This window comes from Evansella tamaricis (assembly GCF_019042215.1).
Classification (GTDB): domain Bacteria; phylum Bacillota; class Bacilli; order Bacillales; family Salisediminibacteriaceae; genus Evansella; species Evansella tamaricis.
Map to the genome: position 1 here is coordinate 14,600 of NZ_JAHQCS010000119.1, position 12,596 is coordinate 27,195.

Here is a 12,596-nt window from a genome sequence, read left to right on the forward strand (position 1 = left end):
TGTTATCTACCAACTGTTATTTCACAGATGAAGACTTTAGATTTGACTTTACTATAGTAATTTCTCGATTAAATGAACACCAATTTCTTTATGCGGACTCGTCTTAACGACTACAGCAATAAGATTGGACGGGAGTTCAACTCCTAAATCCCGAACGAATGTGGAATCATTGTCCAGTGGAACTGCATATAAATGATGACTTCCTGTCTCCTCATCCCTCATAATGTATTCCTCATATGGAGGTGTCTCTGGAAGAATGTCAATTAGTTCATCCAGTGGATGTAATCCATAGGGATCCATAATAATGTGTTTTAATGATTCGTCCAACACAAATACATCCACTTCCCTCGCTACGATTTCAATGGCAAGTTTATCATGTGACACTAGAAATAGGGAAACATTCACGTCTAAGTCCTCATTATTCACGTCGCTGATTAATTCTTCCACATAAGGATTAAATGAACTTTGGTAGTTTAACGGTATTTCAGATAATATCATAACATTAAGGGTGGAAGGATCTTGATTTCCCCCACTGTTTGTCCCACAAGCGGAGAGCATCAATAGACCTGCCATGACAAAAATTACTTTGTTTATCATTTTCATTGTATAACCCTCCTATTGTATTCAATAGAATGAATAACCACTTAAATGAAAGCGCTTAAATATAGCCCTTTACGATGAATGAAATCAAATATAATACTACCATAAATCGTAAAGTGAAAAAAAGAGACTAAACTTTAGAGGAAGTTTAACTTTATATAGGAGTTGAGACATTTCATTCTAGCTTTGTTTATTTACTAAACCTCATCACCGTTGCGATAAATCATCCAATTTAGGAGAAGGGGGTACGAGCCATACTATAATGTATAATATTTGCAAACCATTTTTGTAAACGCTTAACTTCTATAGTTTATACAGGATAACCTTTACTTTACTTCATTACCACTTTTAAAAGACTTTGTTATAATTCTTCATAAAAAGGAAGTGAGGTGTGCTATGGAAAAAATTACAATACTTCAACAAACAGAAACTATCTTTAAAAAAAATTGGAAGTTTTGTATTGGCACCGGAAGACTTGGACTTGCCCTACAAAAAGAATATATTGAGCATTTAAAAGAAGTACAAGAAAAGATTAATTTCGATTACATTAGAGGTCATGGTCTCCTCCATGATGATGTTGGTATATATCGTGAGATAGAATTAGAAGATGGTTCAACTGAAGCATTTTATAATTTTACTTATATTGACCGTATTTTTGATATGTATTTAGACATGGGTATTCGACCGTTTATTGAGTTTGGCTTTATGCCAAAATTACTTGCTTCTGGAGATCAAACTGTTTTTGCCTGGAAAGGTAATGTTACGCCGCCACAGGATTATGATAAGTGGTATGACTTGATTCAAGCAGTTGTATCCCATTTCATTGAACGATACGGTTTAGAGGAAGTTTTAAAGTGGCCTTTCGAAGTCTGGAATGAGCCAAATCTTACGAATTTTTGGAAAGATGCAGATAAAGAAGAATATTTTAAGTTATACAAAGTAACATCTATTGCCGTAAAAGATGTACATCCTGATCTACAAGTTGGAGGACCTGCCATTTGCGGTGGGGCAGACGAGTGGATAACAGACTTTCTAAATTTTTGTGAAAATGAAAGCGCTCCCGTAGATTTTGTTTCTAGGCATGCTTATACTACAGCTAAACCACATAAAGTAACGCCTGAATATTATTATCAAGAACTATTTGAAAATGACTATATGCTTAAGGAACTGAAAACAGTGAGGGAGCTGATTAATGCTTCCCCATTCCCTGATTTGCCTTTTCATATTACCGAATATAATACATCTTACAGTCCTATAAATCCTATTCATGATACTACTTTAAATGCCGCTTATCTGGCAAGAATATTAAGCGAGGCAGGGGATTATGTAGATTCATTTTCGTATTGGACTTTTAGTGATGTATTTGAGGAAGCAGATGTTCCTAAATCTCAATTTCATGGTGGGTTTGGTTTAATTGGATTAAATGGAATCTATAAACCTACCTTCCACTTGTTTTCCTTCTTCAATCAGCTAGGAGTGGAACAATTACATCGCGATGATAACATTCTTGTCACAAGAAGAGAGGATGGTTCACTCGCTATCGCTGTTTGGAATATGGTCTTGGAAAAAGGAGATGGCTTCGAAAAACATTTTGAACTAGATTTACCAATTCAAAACAATAAAGATGTATTCATTAAACGGCAAACAATTGATGAAAACAACGGAAACCCGTGGAAAGTATGGAAACAAATGGGGCGACCTCGCTTTCCAAAAAAAGATCAAATTGAAACCCTCAAGGAAGTAGCTAAACCACGTATTAGAACGGAACGGACAAGTACGAAAAATGGGAGAGTCAAATTAACCTTCACTTTAACTAAAAACGAAGTGTGTCTGATTGAAGTAAACCCTATAAACGACGAGACTAAATCCTATATTGGATTAGATGACAGCCAAATTCCGTCGTATTCCAAAGAATGGTGCTAGCTTTTCACACTTAACTAAGAACCTTTTACAAGAAAAAAAGACTACCAATACAAGGAGGAAATGATTATGACAAAGAAGAAAGGCTCTTTTTATACTGGGAATTATCGAAACTTATTTAAGGAATATGGTTATTCTGATGCGGAAATAGATGCTCGTGTACAAGATACTTGGAATCAGCTCTTTTTTGGTGATAATGAAATGAGAATTTATCATGAAGTCGGTGACGATTTTGGTTACATGGTAGATACCGGTAATATAGATGTTCGTACCGAAGGACAGTCTTACGGGATGATGATGGCAGTTCAAATGGATAATAAGGATGTTTTTGACCGTATTTGGAATTGGACAATGAAATACATGTATATGACAGAAGGAAAACATGCCGGTTACTTTGCCTGGTCTTGTGCTCTAGATGGGACAAAAAATGCCTTTGGACCTGCTCCCGATGGAGAGGAGTATTTTGCAATGGCACTACTTTTTGCATCCCATCGTTGGGGTGATGGAGAAGGTATTTTCAATTACAGTAAACACGCTAAGGAACTTTTACACACAGTGATCCATAATGGTGAAAACGGGGAAGGCTTTCCCATGTGGAATCCAGAAAACAAGCTGATTAAATTTATTCCGGATTGTGAATTTTCTGATCCATCGTACCACTTACCCCATTTTTACGAACTCTTTAGCCTTTGGTCTAACCCAGAAGATCGGGACTTTTGGAAAGAGGCGGCAGCGGCAAGCCGCGAATATTTAAAAATTGCTTGTCATCCTGATACTGGATTAGCACCAGAATATGCCCACTATGATGGTACACCGAACCACATTCGAGGATTTGGCTATTTCTTCAGTGACTCCTACCGTGTTGCTGCAAATATCGGTCTTGATTATGAATGGTTCAGGGGTGATGAGTGGGAAGTGGAAAATGCAAACAAAATTCAGGACTTTTTTGCTGGAAAAGACATGGAAGATTATCGTCGATATACCGTTGAAGGAGAACCTTTTGAAGAGAAAGCTTTACACCCTGTGGGTTTATTAGCAACGAATGCAATGGCATCATTGGCCGCTGACGGACCTCACGCAAAAGAAACTGTTGTTCAATTCTGGAACACACCTTTACGCACAGGGGATAGACGATATTATGATAACTGTCTATATTTGTTTGCAATGTTAGCATTAAGCGGTAGATTTAAGATTTGGTTTCCAGAGGGAGAAAAGTAATTACGTTCCAATCAGAAATTGATGTAAATAGAGCACTGTCCTAGCCATTTTACTATTGGGTAAGGCAGTGTTTTTTTAGCAATTTCACCCAAATATTGGCACACTTTATCTTTTAATTAGAAACCGCAGAAGAAAAGCGACGAGGAGATTACCGAACCCCCCAAGCTAAGAAGACACCTTGTATACGAACGAAGTGAAGTAGACATGAACGTCTCACTAGTGCCTGTGGTAAAAGCAAGTGTCTTCGCTACAATCAACAACAAAAAATCTTTACAAAATGCCGCACAACCTGTGTGCGGCAATTTCATTAAATCTCATTTCCACCTTAATTTTTTCGGAATTCCTTTAAGCCTTCATTTAACTCTTTCGTCTTTACATAAACATCCTTGTATAGCTTGAATAATTCTTTATACTTCTCTACGTTTTCTGGAATTGGTTCGTATGACACATCTTCCGCTGTAAATACCTCTGCACATTCTTGAAGGGAACTAAACCACTGGGATCCATAAGCGGCTAGCATTGCAGCACCAACTGCTGGTCCCTGTTCACTAGATAACTTAACTATCTTCGCATTAAACACATCTGCTTGAATTTGCAGCCAAGTTTCATTTTTTGCACCGCCACCGATGGAAATAATAGTATCAATTTTTTTCCCACTATCTCTAAAAATTTCAATAGATTCATTTAATGAAAAAGTTATCCCTTCTATAACAGCACGCGTAAAATCACTACGTTCATGGGATGCGTCCATACCAATAAAGCTCGCTCGGATTGTTGCATCCGCATAAGGAGTTCGTTCACCAACAAGGTAAGGAGTAAATAAAAGACCATTAGCACCAATAGGAACGTCACCAAGGCCAGCAGTTAATGTTTCAAAGTCCTCGTCCTTAGCAAATGTATCTTTAAACCAGCTTAAACTATAACCGGCTGCAAGTGTAACACCCATTGTGTAAAAAGCATTTTCTTGTCCATGATTAAAATAGTGAACTTTACCTTCAAAGTCACGGTCCTTCGTTTCTTCGTATGAAAGAACAACACCGGATGTACCAATACTACACATACTTTTTCCATCTTGAAGGATGCCAGACCCAATTGCTCCACATGCATTATCTGCTCCACCAGCAAAAACTTTCGTTGTTTCAGCTAACCCAGTCTCGGAAGCGAAATCAGAAGTGATTGTCCCTGCTAATCCATGTGATTCAAGAAGTGGTGGACATAATCTACTATCGATACCTACTAGTCCGCAAATCTCTTCACTCCATTTTTTTTCTGCCACATTCAATAATAGTGTACCAGCAGCATCAGAATACTCACTGTGGATTTGGCCTGTCATCTTATATCGGAGGTAATCCTTTGGAAGCATGAAGACCGATGCTTTTCCTAACACATCCGGCTCGTACTGCTTTACCCAAAGAATTTTTGGTAGCGTGAAGCCTTCTAAAGCGGGGTTCTTTGTAATCTCTAATAATTTCTCTTCACCAACAAGGTCATATATTTGACGGCATTGTTCAGTTGTACGAGTATCATTCCAAAGTATTGCGTTCCTTAGAACTTCATTGTTCTCATCTAACAAAACAAGCCCATGCATTTGACCTGAGAAGCTGATTCCTTCAATATCAGAAATTTCCCCTGTAAATTGCTGTACTAAATCTTTTAAGGCATCTGTAGTTTTCTCTACCCATTCCCTCGGTTCCTGTTCACTGTAACCAGATTTTTCAGTTATTAACGGATAAGCTTTCGATACCTCATTGACAACTTCTCCGTCTTTGTTCATTAAGATTACTTTTACAGCACTAGTTCCTAAGTCCACACCCACTACATATTTCATGTCCTATTCCCCTTTATAACGTTTTCGGAAATTGTAAAAAATATGCTGGAAAACAGATTGTAATCCAGCATATTTACTATTTATTTATTTGCCTTGAAGAGCTTCTAACAAGTATTTGTTTAATTGTGATCTCAAGTATTCTAGACGTCCAGATTTGTTGTTCGTAATCACATCAATCTCTAATGCATGAGCAGATAACTTGTGGAAGTCAGTATTTCCTTCAACGATGTCTTTTCCGATTCCTTCTGTATAACTCTTATATCTGTCAGCAACGAAGTCTTCTAAAACTCTGTCCTCAAGTAGTCGTTGAGCAACTTTCGTTCCAATAGCAAACGCGTCCATACCTGAGATGTGAGCGTGGAATAGATCGTCTGTATCAAATGATCCACGACGAACCTTCGCATCAAAATTTAATCCGCCTGTTCCAAGTCCATCATTTTTAATGATTTCATACATAGCTAAAGTTGTAGAATAAAGATCACTTGGGAATTCGTCTGTATCCCATCCTAATAATGTATCTCCTTGGTTTGCATCTACAGAACCTAACATACCATTAACTCGTGCCAAATGTAATTCATGCTCAAATGTATGACCAGCTAAAGTTGCATGGTTTGCTTCAATGTTGAATTTGAAAACATCTTCTAAACCATATGTGCGTAAGAAAGCAATTCCAGTTGCTACATCAAAGTCATATTGGTGTTTTGTAGGCTCTTTTGGTTTAGGCTCGATTAAGAATTGTGCATCAAATCCGATCTCTTTTGCATAAGCCTTTGCCATATGGAAGAAACGCGCAAGATTGTCTTGCTCAAGCTTCATATCTGTGTTTAATAATGTTTCGTATCCTTCACGACCGCCCCAGAATACGTAGTTTTCAGAACCAAGCTCTTTACCAATTTCAAGACCTTTTTTAACTTTTGCAGCAGCATAAGCAAATACGTCTGCGTTTGGAGCAGTTGCAGCACCAAATACCCAACGTGGGTGTGTGAACATGTTTGCCGTGTTCCATAATAATTTTGTTTTACTTGTTTTCATGTATTCTTTAATCATTGCAACGATTTCATCTAAGTTTTTAAATGTTTCGGCTAAGCTGTCACCTTCTGGAGCAACATCAAAATCATGGAAACAGAAGAAAGGAACATCCATTTTCTCAAAGAATTCAAAAGATGCCTCAACACGAGCTTTTGATAAATCCATACCAGTCAAATTGTTATACGGCCTCACTGCAGTACCTGCACCGAACGGATCCGCACCTTCACCAGTGAAGGTATGCCAATAAGAAACTGCAAAACGCATGAATTCTTCCATTGATCTTCCATTAATTTTTTCTTCTGGATTGTAATATTTAAAGGCAAAAGGATTTGATGAATTAGGACCTTCGTACTTCACTTTACTTACATTACTAAAATAACTCATTTTCATTCCTCCAAAAAATTTTATTGAATTTATATTAAAAATGACAGGCTAGACAGAAGTAACAAGAGATTAGAACATTGTCACCCGCCACATTTTAACTAGATGGATGGTTATCCCCCATTTAAGGAGTATCCCCTGAAATCTCCATATAATTATAGGTAAATTTAGTTATATTTAAATACTCCAGAAAAATGTGTTATTCATGTGAACGATTACATCCATCCAACTAAATTGTAACCTGAATACCTTAGTTTGTCTATCGAATGAACAAAGTTTTTTTAAAAATAATTAATGAATTTCGCAAAATCTATAAGAAAAGCGCAAGCGCCTTTGGTCACGAGCGTAGGGCAGTGGAGGAATGACAACTAGAAGTCCGCTCTTTGACTTCGGTTGTCACTTCCGAAGTGCCCCGTAGCGAGTAGGCGCTGGAGCTAGACAATAAGAAAAGCGTATTTGCCTAAGATCACGAGCGTAGGGCAGTGCAGGAATGACAACAGAAGTCCGCTCTATGACTTCAGTTGTCACTTCCGAAGTGCCCCGTAGCGAGTAGGCGATGGAGCTAGACAATGCCCGAAGGTGCCAATACTTATAAATTCTTATCTTTCAAAAGAAGACAGCTATTGGAACTTAAAATTAGCTGTCTTTTCATTTATCGCCAACATCCATTGACTTATCTACGAAGGTTTATGCCAATTCCTAAACTTTAAACTTATTAATCAATGAATCCAATTCCATCATAGTGGACACCAATTTCTCAGAAAGTTGTCCTAGCTGTTCTGCAGCTGCAGCTTGCTCTTCTGTTGTAGCTGTTATTTCTTGAGTAGTAGATGAAGATACCTCTGCTAACATAACCATTTCGGAAACAGCCTTACTTACTTGCTCTTTTGCTAGATTCATCTTATCCATTGATGAATTGACTAAACTCATCTCCTCAATAATTGATCCTGTAGTATCTATAATTTTTTCAAACGAATCGCTGGTTGTTTGGATCACTTCCGTCTGTTCAGAAAATACTTCTAAAGAGTCCTTTACTAGTAGAACAGATTCTTCAATATGTCCCAATATTTTTTGAATAACATGATCGACCTTTATAGTTGCACCTTTTGACTGTTCCGCCAATTTTCTGACTTCCCCAGCTACAACAGCAAAGCCTCTTCCAGCATCCCCTGCCCTGGCAGCCTCAATACTGGCGTTTAAAGATAACAAATTCGTCTGCTCACTCATGTCTTTAATTAGTTTGACAATTCCTTTAACCTCATTCACACTGCTATTTAATTTTACGATAGTCTCATCAACTTTTTGTAACTTTTTTCCAACATCTTCGTTCTTATCGGTTAATTCCTTAACATGATGAATGGAAGTACTACTAAGTGCTTTTGTACTAGACATGGCTTCTGAAACATGTATGACATTATCAGAAACTATGTTCATCTCGTTCGAGAGGCCCTGCATTACCTTTTTCGTTTTCTCAGCGTAATCAACTTGTTCAACTGCACCTTTAGCAACCTCTTCAATAGCTGCTGCAATTTGTTCTGAGGTAAAACTTGAATTGATTGAAATATCCTTTAGATTTTCGGCACTCTCTACTGCCAACTGTGAAGCCTTTTTGTTATTCTCAATAATATCTTTAATATTAGCCAGCATTTGATTAAAACTAGAGCCAAGTTGGCCTATTTCATTATTTAGGACATAACCTGTTCGTACTGTTAAATCCCCTGTTTCGCCTTTCTTCATTAAAATAACAAGATTATTAATTGGTTTTGTAATACTTATTGTAATTAAAAATCCACCTGCAACAGCAATCAGTACAAACACTCCAACAATGAGATAGATAAATGTTACAACATTATTAATTTCAGACATTAAATAAGATTTTGAAGTGGAAATAATGACTTGCCAACCATTGGAAGCCTCCTTCACTGATAAGATGTTTTCTGATTGGTCCATCTCTGACAAAAGGTATGATTGTCCCACTTCCTCCTGATTATTACTTGCAACTATAGTACTATCTGATCCCACTATAAAAAAGTTAGATTCGGATTCGGATAAATTGAAAACGGTGTCAAAAATTTGTCTATTAAAAGACAAAACCAATACACCAATATCATTCCCTGATGTGTTTCTCATATTTCTTAGGACAAAAATATTTTCGTAATCTCCATGTAATCCATGAAACCAAACGGACTGTCCTCTGTTATCAGAAATAGCATTAATTATCTCATCGGTTAGAAAATCTTCAGATTGAACAGTAGAATTATTACTCCCATAGAGTGTGCCATCATTACGGACAAAAAATAAATTATCTATATTTGTGTTGTTCCGAACAACCGGATTAAAGAAATCCCCAACCCACTGTCTTATTTCCAAGAGATCAATACTGGAAACTTGATTTGGATCTATACTTAAATAATCGAGTAATTCCCGATTAGTGTATGGTTCAGATAATAAGTTATCTGCGTCCGCCAATAGGTTATCAATATTATAAGTTAATTGCGCTCCAATTTCATAAGACATATCCGCTACTTGAACTTCAATGGCATTTCTTGAAACAGAAAAAACGATACTAGCTACAATAACACTTGGAATAATTGCATAGAAAATAAAAGAAAGTATTAATTTAGTTTTTAATGTCATTACCTTGTTTGAATCTGCCCTTTTGTTGCGGCTATCTTTCTTTAGTACCTTAGATAAATATGTCCACAATGAACGGAACAGTTGCAGGAGGCCATCTTTAGTTTTATACAATGTGTCTTTTATTTTTTTCAGCATCAGATTCTCCACCCCTTAACCTTTAATTTATTTCTCCTACTCTACTTAAACATTAATACCTCCCTTCAACTTAGTTCGTGCAATATACAAACTAAGTTTTTCTTTTTACTTTTAAATGTGATATAAATAGTTATATAAGTTATAGAACAAAACTACAAGGTACTATTTAATAAACTTTTTTATATAAAGATTTGAAAGGAGATTGAAGAATGAGATGGAACCAGCATTTTGTTAAGGCTAATAATAAATCGCTTGTATTACACAGCATTAAAACTCATGCACCAATATCACGGGCAGAAATAGCTCAGCGCCTAGGATTGACTAAAGGTACCGTCTCTTCTTTAGTGAATGAATTACTAGAAGAAAGACTTTGTTATGAGACCGGACCAGGGGAATCAAGCGGAGGACGTCCTCCAGTCATGTTATTGTTCAATCAAAAAGCTGGTTATTCCATAGGTATAGATTTAGGAGTGAATTATATCCTTGGTGTTCTAACTGACTTAGACGGCAACATTATAACTGAGAAACGGACCAGTTTTCATAATCTGACTTATGAGCAAACTTTAAGTTATATTAAAAATATTATCTATTTTTTAATAACTAACTCACCTAAAAGTCATTATGGTGTAGTTGGCATTGGAATCGGAGTACCTGGAATTGTTACAAAGGATGGGGATATCCTCCTTGCTCCTAACTTAGGTTGGAAAAATATTACACTCCGGAAAGATATCGAGGAAGAGTTTAACCTTCCAACAATTATTGAAAACGAGGCAAATGCAGGCGCTTATGGAGAAAAGTGTTTTGGTGCAGGTAAAGAAAATACTGATTTGATTTATATAAGTGCTGGAATTGGTATCGGTGTTGGGTTTATTCTCAATGATGAACTTTACCGAGGCGGAAATGGCTTTTCAGGTGAAATGGGACATATGATTATTGAAGTAGACGGGGATAAGTGCCGTTGTGGAAGTATGGGATGCTGGGAGCTTTATGCATCTGAACAAGCAGTTTTGCAAGAAGTAAAAAAATTGGCTCATATAAAACCTTTAAAAAACGATGATATTAACTTAGAATCACTTATAGACATGGCGAAAGAGGATGAAAATATACTCTCTTTGTTTGAAAGGACAGGCCGTTATCTCGGTATTGGAATCAATAATATTATAAACACGTTTAATCCTCAGCAAATAATAATAGGAAACCGTTTAGAGATGGCAAAGGATTGGATTGAAAAGCCTTTAAAACAAGTAATTGATGATTACACTTTAAAGCAGCATCAATACGACCTTCAAATTACGTTTGCAGAGCTATCCATCTATTCAGCATCTTTAGGTGTTTCTGCTTATGCAAGTGAAAATTTTCTAAAAACAGATCTATTAAATCAATCTTGAACTACCCACCAAAAGTAAAGGGAATCTTCTGTCGGAAAACGATAAGAATAGCGCAAGCGCCTATGTGTCTTCCTCTACTCTTATTTCGAAGAAGTGGATCCGTCCATTAGGCAAAGCGCCACGTCCTGTGGCGTGCCCGATAATAGGACGTCCTGTCCGTCGACATAGATTCAAAGTTTATTCATGAAGGATTGCTCTTTGGTCACGAGCGTAGGGTAGTGTCATACAAATAAAGGGGACTGAAAAAGTTGTAAGATACTTTTTCAGTCCCCTCTGTCATTTTACATATCCCTCTGTTGTTTTACTGATTATTAATCTCATCGACCAGACCAAAAGCATGTTCTTCTGAAAATCCCCCATCAATGACCACTATTCCATTCGAAATAACGTCTGCAATAACTGGTGAGGCTATTAACTCTTCTCCATCGTAAAAATAAATGGTTTGATGTCTGTAATCAGTAGTTATTGCTTCTAATTTTTCAGGTTCCTGAAATTGTACTTCAATAGCCCTAAGTCTAATCCCCTCTTCGAATGTGACTTTTGCAGAACCTGGGAGTAAATCTGAAATGGATGCTAATGTGTTCCCCTCGGTATCTTTTAAGAAGATTCCTTCCCTAACGTCAGTTGAATTTTCTTTTCCTGTACTCTCCTCACTACATCCAACCATGAAACTGGCCAAGACAATTGCCAATAGTAAGAATATTTTTTTCATCTTCATTCTCCCCTCCACCTTTTATTTTATAATGTCTTTTCCCCATCATTTTTCTTTATCTAGGTGATTTCCCCTTGATAGTTAAACGAATAATACAAGAGGAGCAGGAATGTAAGCGCTTCAATTTAAGTTAAGTGTATCACTGTTATTTTCAAAGTCATTGTATTTTCTATAGATGTTATTGTGTAAACTAAAGGAATTTAATGGGGGGTGACATTTGGGGACAGACTACGGATTCTAAAGTGAGAATAATTTGTTAAGTAGATGATAAGAGCTTGAACTTATTATTTGATTCAAGCTCTTTTGGTGAAACTGGGGGTTTCGTTGTTAGATTAAAAAATCAGTGGTTGAATATACCATACAAAAAGAAATGCAAATACAATGATGCTAATAAGTAGGGTAATGTTTGCCTGCATTTTCCTTTTATTCACTGCCAGTGTTCTATAGCGAAATAATAACACTCCGAAAATTGTACTCCCTAATAAGAAATGGATTATTGACCGCTCCTCTTCAAAGAAGAAAAGTCTCAGGACAAAGATCCAAAATATTAAAAAGATAATCATAGTAACTCTGTTTTGATACATTTTATCATTTCCTTTCAAACTGCTAGTCAGTAAATAGTTTACCGTTTTTATTGGAACAAGACAATTATATAAGAAAAGCGCAAGCGCTTATGGTTACGAGCGTAGGGCAGTGGAGGAATGACAACCTGAAGTCCGCTCTTTGACTTTAGTTGTCACTTCCGAAG

General features: G+C 36.7%; 8 protein-coding genes. 3 read left to right on the forward strand and 5 right to left on the reverse strand.

Going from position 1 to position 12,596, the window contains the following annotated elements:
- Window positions 1–51: 51 nt before the first annotated feature.
- Window positions 52–603: a hypothetical protein gene (locus tag KS419_RS14650; protein WP_217067140.1), complete on the reverse strand. Its 552-nt coding sequence runs from the start codon at window positions 601–603 to the stop codon at window positions 52–54.
- A 393-nt stretch (window positions 604–996) separates the two neighbouring features.
- On the opposite strand from KS419_RS14650, the gene KS419_RS14655 reads away from it, so the two are divergent.
- Complete coding sequence (locus KS419_RS14655; RefSeq protein ID WP_217067141.1) at window positions 997–2,523, forward strand: GH39 family glycosyl hydrolase; 1,527 nt, start codon at window positions 997–999, stop codon at window positions 2,521–2,523.
- 66 nt (window positions 2,524–2,589) lie between these two features.
- Window positions 2,590–3,738, forward strand: coding sequence for a family 8 glycosyl hydrolase (locus KS419_RS14660; protein WP_217067142.1), 1,149 nt, complete (start codon window positions 2,590–2,592; stop codon window positions 3,736–3,738).
- A gap of 325 nt (window positions 3,739–4,063) precedes the next feature.
- On the opposite strand, the gene xylB is transcribed toward KS419_RS14660, so the two are convergent.
- The 3 genes from xylB to KS419_RS14675 form a co-directional block, all read right to left on the reverse strand.
- Window positions 4,064–5,566, reverse strand: a complete 1,503-nt coding sequence (gene xylB / locus KS419_RS14665) for a xylulokinase (protein WP_217067143.1) — start codon at window positions 5,564–5,566, stop codon at window positions 4,064–4,066.
- A gap of 84 nt (window positions 5,567–5,650) precedes the next feature.
- Window positions 5,651–6,979, reverse strand: coding sequence for a xylose isomerase (gene xylA / locus KS419_RS14670; RefSeq protein ID WP_217067144.1), 1,329 nt, complete (start codon window positions 6,977–6,979; stop codon window positions 5,651–5,653).
- A gap of 696 nt (window positions 6,980–7,675) precedes the next feature.
- Window positions 7,676–9,748 carry a methyl-accepting chemotaxis protein gene (locus tag KS419_RS14675; protein WP_217067145.1) on the reverse strand — a complete coding sequence of 691 codons (2,073 nt, stop codon included), beginning with the start codon at window positions 9,746–9,748 and terminating at the stop codon, window positions 7,676–7,678.
- Between the two features lie 209 nt (window positions 9,749–9,957).
- Between KS419_RS14675 and KS419_RS14680 the strand changes: the two genes are divergently transcribed.
- Entirely contained in the window at window positions 9,958–11,136 is a 1,179-nt protein-coding gene (locus KS419_RS14680; protein ID WP_217067146.1) for an ROK family transcriptional regulator, read from the forward strand.
- 301 nt (window positions 11,137–11,437) lie between these two features.
- Here the strand turns inward: KS419_RS14680 and KS419_RS14685 are convergent, their stop codons facing one another.
- Window positions 11,438–11,854, reverse strand: coding sequence for a hypothetical protein (locus KS419_RS14685; protein WP_217067147.1), 417 nt, complete (start codon window positions 11,852–11,854; stop codon window positions 11,438–11,440).
- Window positions 11,855–12,596: the final 742 nt, after the last annotated feature.